Below are 16,638 nucleotides of genomic sequence, written 5' to 3'. Positions count from 1 at the left end.
TCAATGGCGACCCTATGTTGCGAGAACTGAAAACCTTTATCGCCGTGACCCGCTACGGCACCTTCGCGGCGGCCGGCATGCACATTGGCCTGACGCAATCGGCGGTCAGCGCGCAGATCCGCAATCTGGAACAGGCCTTGGGCATTCGGCTGTTTGATCGCACCGGGCGCCAGGCGCTGCTCAACGCGGCGGGCCTACGCGCATTGCCGATGGCCCGGGAGATGCTGGACACCTTTGCGCGCATGGCCGTCAGCGACGATGTCAGTGAATATCGCGGCGAACTGAAGATTGGCGCCGTGGCCACGGTGCAGACCGGTTTGCTGCCTCAGGCGTTGCTGCGGTTACGGCAACAGGCTCCGCTGCTGGAGCCGAAACTGGTACCGGGCGTGTCGCTGAACCTGCTCAGCCAAGTGGACACCGGCGAAGTGGACCTGGCGATCCTGATCAAGCCGCCGTTTGAACTGCCCAAGGAACTGTCGGCGCAGGTCATCCGCAAAGAGCCATTTGTGCTGATCGTACCGGCGGACCTTGAGGGGGACGATCCCTTGCAGCTCCTCACTGAGCATCCCCATGTGCGCTACGACCGCAACTCGTTCGGCGGGCGCCTGGTGACGAAGTTTCTGCGCGAGCAGCAAATTGATGTGCAGGTCGGGCTGGAGCTGGACGAGCTGGAAGCCATCGTGAAAATGGTCGAATGCGGGCTGGGGGTTTCGCTGCTGCCCGAGGCGGGTTTGTGGGTGGAGCATGGGGCTAAGGTGCGGGTCATTCGGTTGGGTGAATTGACTTTCTACCGCGAGATTGTGCTGTTGCAGCGCTATAGCCAGCGGACGCAGCCGATTCAGCAGCTGTTTGCGCGGTGTTTGGTTTGAAGATCAAAAGATCGCAGCCTTCGGCAGCTCCTACAGGGATCGGGCTGGCATAGAAAATGGCCCCGTAGGAGCTGCCGAAGGCTGCGATCTTTTGATCCTGCCCCCATAAAAAAACCCGCCAGACTCGGCGGGTTTCTTATGGGCTAACCGAGGATCACTCTTCGAGATTGCCCATGGCAGTGGTGTTGAAACCACCGTCCACGTACATGATTTCGCCGCTGATACCGGACGCGAGGTCCGAGCACAGGAAGGCGCCAGCGTTGCCGACTTCGTCAATGGTGACGTTGCGACGCAGCGGGGTTTGCGCTTCGTTGGCGGCCAACATCTTGCGGAAGTTCTTGATGCCGGACGCCGCGAGTGTGCGGATCGGGCCTGCCGATACAGCGTTGACGCGAGTACCTTCCGGGCCCAGGGAACCGGCCAGGTAACGCACGCCCGCTTCCAGGGAAGCCTTGGCCATGCCCATGACGTTGTAGTTCGGCATGGTGCGTTCGGCGCCCAGGTACGACAGGGTCAGCAGGCTGCCATTGCGGCCTTTCATCATTTCGCGGCCAGCCTTGGCCAGGGCCACGAAGCTGTAGGCGCTGATGTCGTGAGCGATGCGGAAACCTTCACGGGTGGTGGCGTCGGTGAAGTCGCCGTCCAGTTGGTCGCCCGGTGCGAAGCCGACGGAGTGAACGATCACGTCGAGGCCATCCCATTTTTTGCTCAGTGCTTCGAAGACCTTGGCGATTTCTTCATCGCTGGCCACGTCGCACGGGAAGCACAGCTCAGGGCTCGAACCCCAGCCTTGGGCGAATTCTTCGACGCGACCCTTGAGTTTGTCGTTCTGATAAGTGAAGGCAAGCTCAGCGCCCTCGCGATGCATGGCGGCAGCAATACCGGATGCGATGGACAGCTTGCTGGCGACACCGACGATCAGTACGCGCTTACCGGCGAGAAAACCCATGTGTTGCTCCTCTTTTCAGGTTATTGCGCAGCGGCCGGTGCCAGGAAAGCGGCTTCCAGCAACTGCTGTGTATACGGATGTTGGGGGGCGGCGAAAATACGTTGCGCGTCGCCCTGTTCGACCACTTGGCCATGCTTGACCACCATCAGTTGGTGGCTCAGCGCTTTGACGACCGCCAGGTCATGGCTGATAAACAGATACGTCAGGTTGTATTTGGTTTGCAGTGAGCGCAAAAGCTCCACCACTTGGCGCTGGACGGTCCGGTCGAGGGCCGACGTCGGCTCGTCCAGCAGAATCAGCGCCGGTTTGAGCACCAGCGCCCGCGCAATGGCGATTCTCTGCCGTTGCCCACCGGAAAATTCGTGGGGGTAGCGGTTCCGGGTTTCCGGGTCCAGGCCTACCTCTTTCAGTGCCGCAATAATCGCTTGTTCCTGCTCCGCCTCGGTGCCCATCTTGTGGATACGCAGGCCTTCGCCGACGATCTGGCTCACGCACATTCGCGGGCTCAGGCTGCCGAACGGGTCCTGGAACACCACCTGCATTTCCCGGCGCAGTGGCCGAACCTCGTTTTGCGTCAGGCAGTCCAGTTGCTTGCCTTCAAAGCGAATGCCGCCCTGGCTGCCGATCAGCCGCAAGATTGCCAGGCCCAGCGTCGATTTGCCGGAACCGCTTTCGCCCACAATCCCCAGGGTCTGGCCCTGGGGCAGGCTGAAATTGATGCCGTCCACCGCTTTGACGTAATCCACCGTGGTTTTCAAAAAGCCTTTCTTGATCGGGAACCAGACTTTCAAGTCCTCGACTTGCAGCAGCGGCGGGCCGATGGCATTGGTCGCCGGCTTGCCGCTGGGCTCCGCTGCCAGCAGTTCCCGGGTGTAGGGATGCTGCGGCGCGCGGAACAACTCTGCGCACGAAGCCTGTTCGACGATGCAACCGCGCTGCATGACACATACGCGATGGGCAATTCTTCGCACCAGGTTCAAATCGTGACTGATCAGTAACAACGCCATGCCCAGGCGGGCCTGCAGCTCCTTGAGCAATTCGAGGATTTTCAACTGAACAGTCACGTCCAGCGCGGTGGTCGGTTCGTCGGCGATCAGCAACTCCGGCTCATTGGCCAGGGCCATGGCGATCATCACCCGCTGGCGTTGGCCGCCGGACAGTTCATGAGGTAACGCCTTTAGACGCTTGTGCGGCTCGGGAATGCCGACCATCTCCAGCAATTCCAGCGTGCGCTTGGTCGCGACTTTGCCGGTCAGGCCCTTGTGGATGCCCAGCACTTCGTTGATCTGCTTTTCAATCGAATGCAGCGGATTGAGCGAGGTCATCGGCTCCTGAAAAATCATCGCGATCCGGTTTCCACGGATATGGCGGATGGTTTTCTCTTTCAGGCTCAGCAGGTTTTGCCCGGAATACTCGATGGTGCCGGATGGGTGCCGGGCCAGCGGGTAGGGCAGCAGGCGCAGGATCGAGTGCGCCGTCACCGATTTGCCGGAACCGCTTTCACCCACCAGCGCGAGGGTTTCGCCGCGCTTGATGTCGAAGCTCACGCCTTCGACCACCCGCTGCACGCGCTCGCCGACGACAAATTCGACGGCGAGGTCGCGCACTTCGATCAGATTGTCCTGATTCATTTCACTTCCTCGGGTCGAACGCATCGCGAGCGGACTCGCCGATAAACACCAGCAAACTCAACATCAATGCGAGCACCGCAAACGCGCTCATGCCGAGCCACGGCGCTTGCAGGTTGGATTTGCCCTGGGCCACCAGTTCACCCAGGGACGGGCTACCCGCCGGCAAACCAAAGCCCAGGAAATCCAGGGCGGTCAGGGTGCCGATGGCGCCGGTCAGGATGAACGGCATAAAGGTCATGGTCGAGACCATGGCGTTGGGCAAAATGTGGCGGAACATGATCGCGCCATTCTGCATACCCAGCGCCCGGGCCGCGCGCACGTATTCGAGGTTACGCCCACGCAGGAACTCGGCGCGCACCACGTCCACCAGGCTCATCCACGAAAACAGCAGCATGATCCCCAGCAGCCACCAGAAGTTCGGCTGGACGAAACTGGCGAGGATGATCAGCAAATACAGCACCGGCAGCCCGGACCAGATCTCCAGGAAACGCTGCCCGGCCAGATCGACCCAGCCGCCATAGAACCCCTGTAAGGCTCCGGCAATCACGCCGATGATCGAGCTGAGAATGGTCAACGTCAGGGCAAACAACACCGAAATCCGGAAGCCGTAAATCACTCGCGCCAACACATCGCGGCCCTGGTCATCGGTGCCCAGCAGGTTGTCCGCCGAGGGCGGCGCCGGGGCCGGGACTTTCAGGTCGTAGTTGATGCTCTGGTAGCTGTAGGGGATCGGCGCCCAGAGAATCCAGGCATCCTTGGCCTTGAGCAGTTCGCGGATGTACGGGCTCTTGTAGTTGGCTTCCAGCGGGAATTCGCCGCCGAAGGTGGTTTCCGGATAACGCTTGAGCGCCGGGAAATACCAACTGTTGTCGTAATGCACCACCAGCGGTTTGTCGTTGGCGATCAATTCTGCACCGAGGCTGGCGCCGAACAGGATCAGGAACAGCCACAGCGACCACCAGCCTCGCTTGTTGGCCTTGAACAGTTCGAAACGTCGGCGATTGAGCGGGGACAGGTTCATCTCAATGCTCCCGGTGTTCGAAGTCAATGCGCGGATCGACCAGGGTGTAGGTGAGGTCGCCGATCAGTTTCACCACCAGCCCCAATAACGTGAAGATAAACAGCGTGCCGAACACCACCGGGTAATCACGGTTGATCGCCGCTTCAAAACTCATCAGGCCCAAGCCGTCGAGGGAGAAAATCACTTCCACCAGCAGCGAGCCGGTAAAGAAAATCCCGATGAACGCCGACGGGAACCCGGCGATCACCAACAGCATGGCGTTGCGGAACACGTGACCGTAAAGCACCCGGTGATTAGTCAGCCCTTTGGCTTTGGCGGTGACCACGTACTGCTTGTTGATTTCATCGAGGAAGCTGTTTTTGGTCAGCAGGGTCATGGTCGCGAAGTTGCCGATCACCAGCGCGGTCACCGGCAAGGCCAGGTGCCAGAAGTAATCAAGGATCTTGCCGCCCATGCTCAGCTCGGCGAAGTTGTTCGAGGTCAGGCCTCGTAACGGGAACCAGTCGAAATAGCTGCCCCCGGCAAACAGCACGATCAGCAGGATGGCGAACAGGAACGCCGGGATCGCGTAGCCGACGATGATCAGCGAACTGGTCCAGACATCGAAGTGGCTGCCGTGTCGCGTGGCTTTGGCGATGCCCAGCGGGATCGACACCAGGTACATGATCAGCGTGCTCCACAGCCCGAGGGAGATCGACACCGGCATCTTTTCCTTGATCAGGTCGATGACCTTGGCGTCGCGGAAAAAGCTGTCACCGAAATCCAGGGTCGCGTAGTTCTTGACCATGATCCACAAGCGTTCCGGCGCCGATTTATCGAAGCCGTACATGTGCTCGATTTCCTTGACCAGCGCCGGGTCCAGGCCTTGGGCGCCGCGATAGGCGGAACCGGCCACCGAGACTTCGGCGCCGCCACCGGCGATGCGGCTGGTGGCGCCTTCGAAGCCTTCGAGCTTGGCGATCATCTGTTCTACGGGGCCACCGGGGGCGGCCTGGATGATCACGAAGTTGATCAGCAAAATGCCGAACAAGGTCGGAATGATCAGCAGCAGTCGCCGAAAAATATACGCCAGCATCTGATTACTCCGTGCCCGCAGGGTCGGCTTGCAGTTTGGTTTCGACTTCTACCGCCGGTTTGGCGTCAGGCTTGACCCACCAGGTGGCAATGCCGACATCGTACTTGGGTGAGATTTTCGGATGGCCGATGTGGTTCCAATACGCCACGCGCCAGGTCTTGATGTGCCAGTTGGGGATCACGTAATAGCCCCATTGCAGCACGCGGTCCAGCGCCCGGGCGTGGGCCACCAGGCTTTTGCGCGAATCGGCGTTGATCAGTTGCTCGACCAACTGGTCCACCACCGGGTCTTTCAAGCCCATGGAGTTGCGGCTACCGGGTTTGTCAGCGGCGGCTGACATCCAGAATTCACGCTGTTCGTTACCCGGCGAATTGGACTGCGGGAAGCTGCCGACGATCATGTCGAAGTCCCGGGAGCGCACGCGGTTGATGTACTGCGAGACGTCGACCCGGCGAATCACCAGATCAATGCCCAGGTCGCTGAGGTTACGCTTGAACGGCAGCAGTACTCGTTCGAATTCGGTCTGGGCCAGCAGAAACTCGATGGTCACCGGTTTGCCGGTGGCGTCGACCATTTTGTCGTCGACGATCCGCCAGCCGGCCTCTTGCAGCAGTTGATAGGCTTTGCGTTGCTGGGTGCGGATCATGCCGCTGGCGTCGGTGGTCGGGTTCTCGAACGCCTCGCTGAATACTTGCGCCGGGAGCTGGCTGCGGAACGGGTCGAGGATCGCCAGTTGATCGGCGTCCGGCAGGCCGGTGGCGGCCATTTCCGAGTTCTCGAAGAAGCTGCGGGTCCGGGCGTAGGCGCTGTTGAACAGTTGCTTGTTGGTCCATTCAAAATCCAGCAGCAAGGTCAGGGCCTGACGCACGCGGATGTCCTGGAACACCGGGTGACGCAGGTTGAACACGAAGCCCTGCATGCCGGTCGGGTTGCCGTTGGGGATCTGTTCCTTGATCAGCCGACCTTCGGTGACGGCTGGAATGTTGTAGGCGTTGGCCCAGTTCTTCGCGGTCATTTCCAGCCAGTAATCGAACTGCCCGGCCTTGAGCGCTTCCAGGGCCACGGTGTTGTCGCGGTAATAGTCGGTGGTCATCACATCGAAGTTGTAGAAACCCCGGTTCGCCGGCAGGTCCTTGCCCCAGTAATCCTTGACCCGCTCATAGCGCACCGAACGTCCGGCCTTCACTTCACTGACTTTGTAGGGGCCGCTGCCCAGCGGGATTTCCAGGTTGCCCTTGTTGAAATCCCGGGTTGCCCACCAGTGTTTGGGCAGCACCGGCAACTGGCCGAGGATCAGCGGCAACTCGCGGTTGTTGGTGTGCTTGAACTTGAACAGTACGGTGAGCGGGTCTTCGGCGACCGCCTCGGAGACGTCGCTGTAGTAACCGCGATAGAGCGGCGCGCCGTCCTTGATCAGGGTCTGGAAACTGAACACCACGTCTTCGGCGCGTACCGGATGACCGTCGTGAAACCGCGCTTCGGGGCGCAAGTAGAAACGCACCCAGCTGTTGTCCGGGGCTTTTTCGATCTTGCCGGCGATCAGGCCGTATTCGGTGAACGGTTCGTCCAGGCCCTGTTTGGCCAGGGTGTCGTAGATCATCCCGACGTCATCGGCCGCCACGCCTTTGCTGATAAACGGGTTGAGGCTGTCGAAGCCGCCGAAACCGGCCTGGCGGAAGATCCCGCCCTTGGGCGCGTCGGGGTTGACGTAATCGAAGTGTTTGAAATCGGCCGGGTACTTCGGCGGCTCGTTGTACAGGGTCAAGGCATGTTGCGGGGCGGCGCAGGCCAGCCCGGCGAACAACAGACCACTGGCCTGCAAGAGCAGGGCGCTTAGGGGCTTCATTGACCTTTCTCCGAAGATTTCAGCCACCACGCGCTAATGCCCAGGGTGTAGGGCGGCGTGGTGACGAAGGCCAACCGGTTGCGGTAGGCCAAACGGTGATAATTGAGGTACCAGTTGGGAATGCTGTAGTGCTGCCACAGCAACACCCGGTCGAGGGCTTTGCCGGCGGCGACCTGTTCATCGCGGGTCTGGGCGCCGAGCAGTTGTTCAAGCAAATGATCGACCACCGGGTTGGCGATGCCGGCGTAGTTTTTACTGCCCTTGACCCCGACCTGGCTGGAATGGAAGTACTGCCATTGCTCCAGACCCGGGCTGAGGGTCTGGTTGAGTGTCATCAGGATCATGTCGAAATCGAATTGATCCAGGCGTTGTTTGTACTGGGCGCGATCCACCGTGCGCAGCCGCGCGTCGATGCCGATGCTGGCGAGGTTTTCGACGTAAGGCTGGAGGATGCGCTCCAGGTTCGGGTTGACCAGCAAAATCTCGAAACGCAGCGGTTGTCCTGTCGCGTTCTGCACCCGTTGACCATTGAGCTTCCAGCTGGCCTCGGCAAGCAGGCCCAGGGCCTTGCGCAAGGTTTCCCGGGGGATGCCGCGGCCATCGGTCTGCGGCAAGCTGAAGGGCTCGGTGAAGAGCTTGGCGGGCAACTGGTCTCGATAGGGCTTGAGCATCAGCCATTCATGACCGACCGGCAGGCCGGTGGCTTCGAACTCGCTGTTGGGGTAATAACTCATGGCGCGCTTGTAGGCGCCGCTGAACAGGGTGCGATTGGTCCACTCGAAATCGAACATCAACCCCAGGGCTTCACGGACCTTGACCTCGGCAAAGGTCGGGCGCCGGGTGTTCATGAACAGGCCCTGGCTCTGGGTCGGAATCTGGTGCGGGATCTGCGCCTTGATCACGTCGCCACGCTTGACCGCCGGGAAGTTGTAACCGTTATCCCAGTTCTTGGCCTGGTGTTCGATGTAGATGTCGAACTCGCCGGCCTTGAAGGCTTCGAACGCCACGTCGCTGTCGCGGTAGAACTCGACTTCCATGCGATCGAAGTTGTACTTGCCGCGATTGACCGCCAGGTCCTTGCCCCAGTAATCCTTGACCCGTTCGAACACGACCTGCCGGCCCGGTTGCACCGAGGTGATGCGATACGGTCCGCTGCCCAGGGGCGGTTCGAAGGTGGTGGCTTTGAAGTCGCGGTCTTTCCAGTAATGCTGGGGCAGTACCGGCAACTCGCCCAGGCGCAGGATCTGCAATGGATTGCCGGCGCGCTTGAAGACAAAACGGATGCGTTGCGGGTTGAGGATGTCGACCCGCAGCACTTCCTGAAGGGCGGTGCGGTACTGCGGGTGGCCTTCCTTGAGCAACAGGCGATAGGAAAACGCCACGTCATACGCGGTGATCGGCGTGCCATCGTGGAAACGCGCTTCCGGGCGCAGGTTGAACACCACCCAACTGCGATCCTCGCTGTACTCCACTGATTGGGCGATCAGGCCGTAGCTTGAGGTCGGCTCGTCGCCGGACGGCGCGTACTGGCCGGTGCCGACCATCAGCGGTTCGTTGAGCTCGTTGATGCCGTACTGGAGGAAATTCGGTGTGGAAACCGGGCTTGAACCCTTGAAGGTGTAAGGGTTGAGCGTATCGAAGGTGCCAAACGCCATCACCCGCAACGTACCGCCCTTGGGCGCTTGCGGGTTGACCCAGTCGAAGTGGGTAAATCTGACCGGGTACTTGAGCGTGCCGAACTGCGCGTAACCATGGCTTTCGCTGATCGTCGCGCTGGCGCAGGGGCTCAAGGCCAGGCTGATCAGGAGAAGGAGGAGGGGACGCTTCAAGTCAGAGATCCGATCCAGGCGGCTTGGGCTTTGTGGGCCGTACAGTAACAGCTTGTATCGACAGGAAAAAGACAGGGCTCTAAAGCGGTGTTTTGGGCATAAAAAAAGATCGCAGCCTGCGGCAGTTCCTACACCGATCGCCTACACCTGCAAGAGTGAATGCGTTACCTGTAGGAGCTGCCGAAGGCTGCGATCTTTTCGGCCTTGCATCACATTAACGTGGTGAAGACACCGTCAGCATTTGCCCCGGCTTCAGCGCCTGGCCAACCCGCGGATTCCAGCGCTTGAGGTGTTGCATTTCAACGTTGAAACGCTTGGCCACCATGTACAGTGAGTCGCCTTGCTTGACCTTGTACTGGGTCTGCGTCTTCTGGGACTTGGACTTGCTGTTCGCGGCGACCAGGGTCGTGGTGCGCCCGGCGCTGCGTTTGCTGGTGTCCTGCATCACCAGGGTCTGACCGACCTTGAGGTCTTTGCCGGTCAGCTTGTTCCAGCGTTGCAGGTCCTTCACGTCAACCTTGTTGGCCTTGGCAATGGTGCCGAGGTTATCGCCACGTTTCACACGATAGGCGCGCTTGAGCTTGGCGACTTCGATGTCGTCAGCGCCCTCGAATACGGCTTTGAGCGGTCGCGAGCTGATCAGCTCTTCCGGGCGCATGGTCGAGAGGCTGGTGGTCAGCAGTTGCGCCTTGGACGTCGGCACCAGCAAATGCTGGGGACCGTCGATGGTGGTGCGTTGCTTGAAGGCCGGGTTGAGCTGGAACAGTTCGTCTTCGTCGATGTTGGCCACCGCGGCAACCTTGGACAGGTCCATGCGCTGGTTGATTTCGACGACCTGGAAATACGGTTCGTTGGCAATCGGGTTGAGGTTCACGCCGTAGGCTTCCGGCGCCAATACCACTTGCGACAGGGCCAGCAACTTCGGCACATAGGCCTGGGTTTCGGCCGGCAGCGGCAGGTTCCAGTAGTCGGTCGGCAGGCCGAGCTTCTCGTTACGCTCGATGGCCCGGCTGACGGTGCCTTCACCGGCGTTGTAAGCGGCCAGGGCCAGCAACCAGTCACCGTTGAACATGTCGTGCAGACGGGTCAGGTAGTCCATCGCGGCGGTGGTCGAGGCGGTAATGTCGCGGCGGCCATCGTAGAAACGGGTTTGACGCAGGTTGTAGTAACGCCCGGTGGAAGGGATGAATTGCCAAAGACCCACCGCGTCGGCCCGGGAATAGGCCATCGGGTTGTAGGCGCTTTCAATCACTGGCAGCAGCGCCAGTTCCAGCGGCATGTTGCGTTCTTCAAGGCGTTCGATGATGTAGTGGATGTACAGGCTGCCGCGTTCGCCGGCGTTTTCGAGGAACGACGGGTTACTGGCGAACCACAGTCGTTGCTGCTCGATACGCGGGTTGACGCCCAGGCCATCCTGCAACTGGAAGCCCTGGCGCATGCGCTCCCAGACGTCTTGCGGTACTTGCGGTGTCGGTTTTTCGCTGAGCCAGATAGGTTTCTGCTTGGCTCGCGCGGCAATATTCGGAGTGTGGGCCGCTTCGGTCTGCGGCACATGGCTTGAACAGCCCGCCAAAGTGGCGGACACAGCCACCGCGATGGCTTGAGCCAAGCGGGTCAATGCGTCTGAATTGATGGCTTTACGAATAGATGACGACATTGGCTGGAAGTAAGTTCCGGGCAAAAATGTCGGGGGATTCTAGAAAGCGTACCCCCTGCGGTCAACCATTCAGAATTTTTGTACCAATAGGTAGCCTGCTTAGAACTTATCTTTCCAAGCCCGCAAGGCAGCAAAAACCGCACTCGGAACCCGGTTTTGGGTGCCATTCCGTTCGTCCACTTTTTCTTTAACGGATGTTTCTTCGACCCGTAAAAACGGGTTGGTGAGTTTTTCCAGCGCCAGTGTCGAGGGCAGGGTCATGATCCCGGCTTCCCGTTGCGCGGTGACTTTGGCCAGGCGTTCAACGGTGTGCGGATTGCCCGGTTCTACCGCCACGGCGAACTTCAGGTTGCTCAGGGTGTATTCGTGGGTGCAGTAAACCAGCGTATCCTCAGGCAACGAGGCCAGGCGCGTCAGCGAGGTGTGCATTTGCTCCGGGGTGCCTTCGAACAACCGGCCGCAACCGGCGGCGAACAGGGTGTCACCGCAAAACAGCAGGCCGTGGTGATAAAAGGCGATATGTCCCAGGGTGTGGCCGGGCACGGCGAAGACCTCGAACTCCCAGCCGAGCACGCTGATGCGGTCGTTGTCCTTGAGGGCGACGTCCCGCGCCGGGATGTTCTCACTGGCGGGGCCGTAGACGTTGGCGTCACTGAGCTTTTTCAACTGCTCGACGCCGCCGACGTGGTCATGATGATGGTGGGTGATCAGGATATCGCTGAGCACCCAGCCCGGATGCGCAGCCAGCCAGGCTTGCACCGGCGCGGCATCGCCCGGATCGACCACGGCGCAACGTTGTGTGCGGTGATCTTGTAACAACCAGATGTAGTTGTCGGTGAAGGCGGGCAGGGCACTGATCTGTATCATCGTCGGATTCGCCAAGCAGAAAACAATGGCGCATCTTAGAACTTCCTGGCGCTTTGGAGAATGCAATGACCGATAAAGCGTTCGCTCAGGCCGATCCTGAGTGGCTGACATTGATCAGCGCCGCCCGTGAATGGCTGGCCGGCCCGATCGGGCAATTTCTGCTGGACGAAGAACGGCGCATGCTCGAAGACGAGTTGGGTCGGTTTTTCGGTGGCTATCTGGTGCACTACGGTCCTTCGGCCGAAACGCCGCCGGCCGCGCCCCAGGTGCAGCGTAATGTGCGACTCGGTGCGCCACTGCCCGGGGTCGAGATCGTCTGCGAAGAACAAGCCTGGCCCTTGAGCGAGCACGCCGCCGACGTGGTGGTGTTGCAACATGGGCTGGATTTCTGCCTGTCGCCCCACGGTTTGCTGCGCGAAGCGGCGAGCAGCGTACGGCCCGGCGGGCATTTGCTGATCATCGGCATCAATCCCTGGAGCGCCTGGGGCCTGCGCCACGTGTTTGCCCACGACGCCCTGCGCAAGGCCCGTTGCATTTCGCCGTCGCGGGTTGGTGACTGGCTGAACCTGCTGGGCTTCGCGCTGGAGAAACGCCGCTTCGGGTGCTATCGTCCGCCGCTTGCGTCACCCAAATGGCAAGCTCGCCTGGCGGGTTGGGAGCGCAAGGCTGGTGACTGGCAATTGTCGGGCGGCGGCTTCTATTTATTAGTGGCGCGCAAGATCGCGGTCGGGCTGCGACCGGTGCGTCAGGCCCGGCGCGAGCCGATGGGCAAGCTGATTCCGTTGCCGATGGCCAAGGTCAATCGTCGTCATATCGAGCCGTAAACACTCTTTTATTTTCCCGGCCGGGTTCGCCCGGCCTCGGGCATCGTCGATCCTCGATCGGCGAGCCACCGCAATTTTCTGGATAGATTGGCATGAGCGATAGCGTAGAACTGTTCACCGATGGCGCCTGCAAAGGCAACCCTGGCCCCGGCGGCTGGGGTGCACTGCTGGTGTGCAAGGGCGTCGAGAAGGAACTGTGGGGCGGCGAAGCCAATACCACCAACAACCGCATGGAGCTGATGGGCGCGATCAAAGGCCTGGAAGAACTCAAGCGCTCCTGCGACGTGCTGCTGGTGACCGACTCCCAGTACGTGATGAAGGGCATCAACGAGTGGATGGCCAACTGGAAGAAGCGCGGCTGGAAAACAGCGGCGAAAGAACCGGTCAAAAATGCCGACCTGTGGAAACTGCTGGACGAACAGGTCAACCGCCACAACGTGACCTGGAAATGGGTGCGCGGCCACATCGGCCACCATGGCAACGAGCGAGCCGACCAGTTGGCCAACCGTGGCGTGGATGATGTGCGCGGTTACAAGCAGGACTAACGACGAGCGCCCCGTAGGAGCTGCCGCAGGCTGCGATCTTTTGATCTTGGTTTTGATTTTGGAGTCCGCCGAAAAAAAAAGATCAAAAGATCGCAGCCTTCGGCAGCTCCTACGAGGTGCCGCGGTGGGCGACTCGATGCGCGAGCATGATAAGATCGCCGCTTTTGCACGATTGACCCGTTGAGAGCTGAGCACTGATGGCCACCAGATCCGTTGTACTCGATACCGAAACCACCGGCATGCCGGTGACCGACGGCCACCGGATTATCGAAATCGGTTGTGTCGAGTTGATCGGTCGGCGCCTCACGGGCCGGCACTTTCACGTTTACCTGCAACCGGACCGCGAAAGTGATGAAGGCGCCATTGGCGTTCACGGCATCACCAACGAATTCCTGGTCGGCAAACCGCGCTTCACCGAAGTGGCCGATGAATTTTTCGAATTCATCAAGGGCGCACAGCTGATCATTCATAACGCGGCGTTCGACGTTGGCTTCATCAACAACGAATTCGCGCTGATGGGCCAGCACGATCGCGCTGACATCACCCAGCACTGCTCGATCCTCGATACCCTGATGATGGCCCGGGAACGTCACCCGGGGCAGCGGAACAGCCTCGACGCCTTGTGCAAACGCTATGGCGTCGACAACTCCGGCCGTGAACTGCACGGCGCCTTGCTCGACTCCGAGATTCTCGCCGACGTTTACCTGACCATGACCGGCGGCCAGACGAGTCTGTCCCTGGCGGGTAATGCGTCTGATGGCAACGGTTCGGGCGAAGGTGCAGATAATTCCGCCACCGAGATTCGTCGCCTGCCGGCCGATCGTAAGCCGACCCGGATCATCCGCGCGAGTGAAGATGATTTGGCTCAGCACCTGGTTCGCCTGGAAGCCGTGGCCAAATCCGCCGGTGCACCATCGTTGTGGCAGCAGTTGGTAGAGGCCGAGGCTCAGGCCTGAGGTTGAAAGGCCTTTTGTGGCGAGGGGGCTTGCCCCCGTTGGGTCGCGAAGCGGCCCCCAGCGTCCTTTCAGATAAACCGCACTCGCAGGTTTTACGACTGCTGCGCAGCCGAACGGGGGTAAACCCCCTCGCCACAGGTCATCACCCATCCACCAACCCATCGTTTCAAATTTAAACTGCTGGCCACATGATGGTGCGGCCGCTGACCCGCTTCGGGGCATCGGCACTCGCCACATCCGCTTCAACCCTCTACCCTGAGGTGATTGGCGCACCACGGTTCGCCGCCTCAGGACACTGAGCCTCATGTACAAAGATTTGAAATTCCCGGTCCTCATCGTCCATCGCGACTTCAAGGCCGACACGGTCGCCGGTGACCGCGTGCGTGGCATTGCCCGGGAGCTGGAGCAGGAAGGTTTCAGTATTCTCGGCGCGGTGGACTACACCGAGGGGCGGCTGGTGGCCTCGACCCATCACGCCCTCTCGTGCATGTTGATCGCCGCCGAAGACGCCAGCGCGAAGGCGCATTTGTTACACAATATGGCCGAGTTGATCAGCCTGGCGCGGGTGCGGGCACCGGACCTGCCGATCTTTGCCCTGGGCGAACAGGTAACCCTGGAAAACGCCCCGGCCGACGCCATGGCCGAGCTCAATCAGCTGCGCGGCATTCTTTACCTGTTCGAAGACACCGTGCCATTCCTCGCCCGTCAAGTCGCACGGGCGGCGCGCAAGTACCTGGATGGGCTGCTGCCGCCGTTCTTCAAAGCCTTGGTGCAGCACACCGCCGATTCCAATTATTCCTGGCACACCCCGGGACACGGCGGTGGTGTGGCGTATCACAAGAGCCCGGTGGGGCAGGCGTTTCACCAGTTTTTTGGGGAAAACACCCTGCGTTCGGATTTGTCCGTTTCCGTCCCCGAGCTCGGTTCGCTGCTTGATCACACCGGGCCACTGGCCGAAGCCGAGGCCCGCGCCGCGCGCAACTTCGGCGCCGATCACACCTTTTTCGTGATCAATGGCACCTCCACTGCGAACAAGATCGTCTGGCACTCCATGGTCGCCCGGGATGACCTGGTGCTGGTGGATCGCAACTGCCACAAGTCGGTGCTGCACTCGATCATCATGACCGGCGCCATTCCTCTGTACCTGTGCCCGGAGCGCAATGAACTCGGGATCATCGGCCCGATTCCGTTGAGCGAATTCAGCCGCGAATCGATCCAGGCCAAGATCGACGCCAGCCCGTTGACCAAGGGCCGCGCGCCCAAGGTCAAGCTGGCCGTCATCACCAATTCGACCTACGACGGCCTCTGCTACAACGCCGAGCTGATCAAGCAGAGCCTGGGTAACAGCGTCGAGGTCTTGCACTTCGACGAGGCCTGGTACGCCTACGCGGCGTTTCACGAGTTCTTTGCCGGGCGTTATGGCATGGGCACCTCGCGCAGTGAAGACAGCCCCTTGGTGTTTACCACCCATTCCACCCACAAATTGCTGGCGGCTTTCAGTCAGGCGTCGATGATTCATGTGCAGGACGGTGGCGCGCGACAGCTGGATCGCGACCGTTTCAACGAAGCGTTCATGATGCATATCTCCACGTCGCCGCAGTACAGCATCATCGCCTCGCTCGACGTGGCGTCGGCCATGATGGAAGGCCCGGCCGGGCGTTCGCTGTTGCAGGAAATGTTCGATGAAGCCCTGAGCTTTCGCCGGGCCCTGGCCAATCTGCGTCAGCACATTGCGGCGGATGACTGGTGGTTCTCGATCTGGCAACCGCCGTCGGTGGAGGGGATCAGCCAGGTTGCGACCGAAGACTGGCTGCTGCAACCCGACGCCGATTGGCATGGCTTTGGCGAAGTGACCGATGACTATGTGTTGCTGGACCCGATCAAGGTCACCCTGGTCATGCCGGGCCTGACCGCTGGCGGCGCACTCAGCGAGCGCGGAATTCCGGCGGCGGTGGTCAGCAAATTTCTCTGGGAACGCGGGTTGGTGGTGGAGAAGACCGGGTTGTATTCGTTTCTGGTGCTGTTCTCCATGGGCATCACCAAGGGCAAGTGGAGCACGCTGCTCACCGAATTGCTGGAGTTCAAGCGCAGTTACGACGCCAACGTCAGCCTGAGCAACTGCCTGCCGTGTGTCGCGCAGGAAAATCCGGCCCGTTATCGGGGCATGGGCCTGCGGGATCTGTGCGATCAATTGCACGCCTGCTACCGCAGCAATGCCACGGCCAAACACCTCAAGCGCATGTACACGGTGCTGCCGGAAATCGCCATGAAGCCGGCCGATGCCTATGATCAATTGGTAAGAGGTGACGTCGAGGCGGTTTCCATCGATGCCCTGGACGGACGAATCGCGGCGGTGATGCTGGTGCCGTACCCACCCGGCATTCCGTTGATCATGCCCGGCGAGCGTTTTACCGAATCGACGCGTTCGATCATCGACTACCTTGCATTTGCCCGCACCTTTGACAGCAGCTTCCCCGGGTTTGTCGCCGATGTGCACGGTTTGCAACACGAAGACGAGGGCAATGGGCGGCAGTACACCGTCGATTGCATCAAGGAATGAGGACTTTTC

13 protein-coding genes are annotated in these 16,638 nt (G+C 60.5%); 5 read left to right on the top strand and 8 right to left on the bottom strand.

The annotated features are described in order from the left end of the window. Positions 1-14: 14 nt before the first annotated feature. Positions 15-869 (top strand): LysR family transcriptional regulator, encoded by an 855-nt coding sequence (locus tag V5E99_RS03865; protein WP_499801055.1) that lies wholly within the window; start codon positions 15-17, stop codon positions 867-869. A gap of 154 nt (positions 870-1,023) precedes the next feature. On the opposite strand, the gene fabI is transcribed toward V5E99_RS03865, so the two are convergent. From fabI to gloB, 8 genes are all read right to left on the bottom strand, one after another. Continuing rightward, a complete protein-coding gene (fabI, locus tag V5E99_RS03860; RefSeq protein WP_499801053.1) occupies positions 1,024-1,818 on the bottom strand; it encodes an enoyl-ACP reductase FabI in 795 nt (264 codons plus the stop codon). Between the two features lie 20 nt (positions 1,819-1,838). Continuing rightward, complete coding sequence (locus V5E99_RS03855) at positions 1,839-3,449, bottom strand: ABC transporter ATP-binding protein (protein WP_499801052.1); 1,611 nt, start codon at positions 3,447-3,449, stop codon at positions 1,839-1,841. 1 nt (position 3,450) lies between these two features. Next, positions 3,451-4,470: an ABC transporter permease gene (locus V5E99_RS03850; RefSeq protein ID WP_499801051.1), complete on the bottom strand. Its 1,020-nt coding sequence runs from the start codon at positions 4,468-4,470 to the stop codon at positions 3,451-3,453. Between the two features lies 1 nt (position 4,471). Then, the gene (locus V5E99_RS03845) at positions 4,472-5,545 is read right to left on the bottom strand and encodes a microcin C ABC transporter permease YejB (RefSeq protein WP_499801049.1); all 1,074 of its coding nucleotides are present in this window, start codon (positions 5,543-5,545) and stop codon (positions 4,472-4,474) included. Positions 5,546-5,549: 4 nt separating this feature from the next. Next, on the bottom strand, positions 5,550-7,391 hold the full coding sequence (locus V5E99_RS03840; RefSeq protein WP_499801048.1) for an extracellular solute-binding protein: 1,842 nt from the start codon (positions 7,389-7,391) through the stop codon (positions 5,550-5,552). After that, positions 7,388-9,220, bottom strand: coding sequence for an extracellular solute-binding protein (locus tag V5E99_RS03835; protein WP_499801047.1), 1,833 nt, complete (start codon positions 9,218-9,220; stop codon positions 7,388-7,390). Before V5E99_RS03835 ends, V5E99_RS03840 begins: the two co-directional genes overlap by 4 nt. A gap of 214 nt (positions 9,221-9,434) precedes the next feature. Then, positions 9,435-10,877 carry a transglycosylase SLT domain-containing protein gene (locus tag V5E99_RS03830; protein ID WP_499801045.1) on the bottom strand — a complete coding sequence of 481 codons (1,443 nt, stop codon included), beginning with the start codon at positions 10,875-10,877 and terminating at the stop codon, positions 9,435-9,437. 99 nt (positions 10,878-10,976) lie between these two features. Beyond that, on the bottom strand, positions 10,977-11,741 hold the full coding sequence (gloB, locus tag V5E99_RS03825) for a hydroxyacylglutathione hydrolase (RefSeq protein WP_499801099.1): 765 nt from the start codon (positions 11,739-11,741) through the stop codon (positions 10,977-10,979). Positions 11,742-11,809: 68 nt separating this feature from the next. Between gloB and V5E99_RS03820 the strand changes: the two genes are divergently transcribed. The 4 genes from V5E99_RS03820 to V5E99_RS03805 all read left to right on the top strand — a co-directional run bounded on the left by V5E99_RS03820 (position 11,810) and on the right by V5E99_RS03805 (position 16,629). Continuing rightward, positions 11,810-12,568: a methyltransferase domain-containing protein gene (locus tag V5E99_RS03820; protein ID WP_499801044.1), complete on the top strand. Its 759-nt coding sequence runs from the start codon at positions 11,810-11,812 to the stop codon at positions 12,566-12,568. A gap of 92 nt (positions 12,569-12,660) precedes the next feature. Further along, entirely contained in the window at positions 12,661-13,113 is a 453-nt protein-coding gene (gene rnhA / locus V5E99_RS03815) for a ribonuclease HI (RefSeq protein ID WP_499801042.1), read from the top strand. A 197-nt stretch (positions 13,114-13,310) separates the two neighbouring features. Further along, positions 13,311-14,069: a DNA polymerase III subunit epsilon gene (dnaQ, locus tag V5E99_RS03810; protein WP_499801040.1), complete on the top strand. Its 759-nt coding sequence runs from the start codon at positions 13,311-13,313 to the stop codon at positions 14,067-14,069. 304 nt (positions 14,070-14,373) lie between these two features. Then, positions 14,374-16,629, top strand: a complete 2,256-nt coding sequence (locus V5E99_RS03805; protein ID WP_499801039.1) for an Orn/Lys/Arg family decarboxylase — start codon at positions 14,374-14,376, stop codon at positions 16,627-16,629. The last annotated feature ends 9 nt before the right edge of the window (positions 16,630-16,638 follow it).

This window comes from Janthinobacterium sp. LPB2021202312-11-4 (genome assembly GCF_037049705.1).
In the GTDB taxonomy this organism is placed as follows: Bacteria; Pseudomonadota; Gammaproteobacteria; order Pseudomonadales; family Pseudomonadaceae; genus Aquipseudomonas.
Note: the sequence above shows the minus strand (reverse complement) of the source record. Positions and strands in the feature narration are given on the sequence as shown.

Bases quoted from the DNA above. Each gene is read 5' to 3' on its own strand.
- V5E99_RS03840 (WP_499801048.1), bottom strand. From the start codon at position 7,391: ATGAAGCCCCTAAGCGCCCTGCTCTTGCAGGCCAGTGGTCTGTTGTTC.
- V5E99_RS03850 (WP_499801051.1), bottom strand. From the start codon at position 4,470: ATGAACCTGTCCCCGCTCAATCGCCGACGTTTCGAACTGTTCAAGGCC.
- V5E99_RS03820 (WP_499801044.1), top strand. From the start codon at position 11,810: ATGACCGATAAAGCGTTCGCTCAGGCCGATCCTGAGTGGCTGACATTG.
- V5E99_RS03805 (WP_499801039.1), top strand. From the start codon at position 14,374: ATGTACAAAGATTTGAAATTCCCGGTCCTCATCGTCCATCGCGACTTC.
- V5E99_RS03855 (WP_499801052.1), bottom strand. From the start codon at position 3,449: ATGAATCAGGACAATCTGATCGAAGTGCGCGACCTCGCCGTCGAATTT.
- V5E99_RS03865 (WP_499801055.1), top strand. From the start codon at position 15: ATGTTGCGAGAACTGAAAACCTTTATCGCCGTGACCCGCTACGGCACC.
- dnaQ (WP_499801040.1), top strand. From the start codon at position 13,311: ATGGCCACCAGATCCGTTGTACTCGATACCGAAACCACCGGCATGCCG.
- rnhA (WP_499801042.1), top strand. From the start codon at position 12,661: ATGAGCGATAGCGTAGAACTGTTCACCGATGGCGCCTGCAAAGGCAAC.
- V5E99_RS03845 (WP_499801049.1), bottom strand. From the start codon at position 5,545: ATGCTGGCGTATATTTTTCGGCGACTGCTGCTGATCATTCCGACCTTG.
- fabI (WP_499801053.1), bottom strand. From the start codon at position 1,818: ATGGGTTTTCTCGCCGGTAAGCGCGTACTGATCGTCGGTGTCGCCAGC.
- V5E99_RS03830 (WP_499801045.1), bottom strand. From the start codon at position 10,877: ATGTCGTCATCTATTCGTAAAGCCATCAATTCAGACGCATTGACCCGC.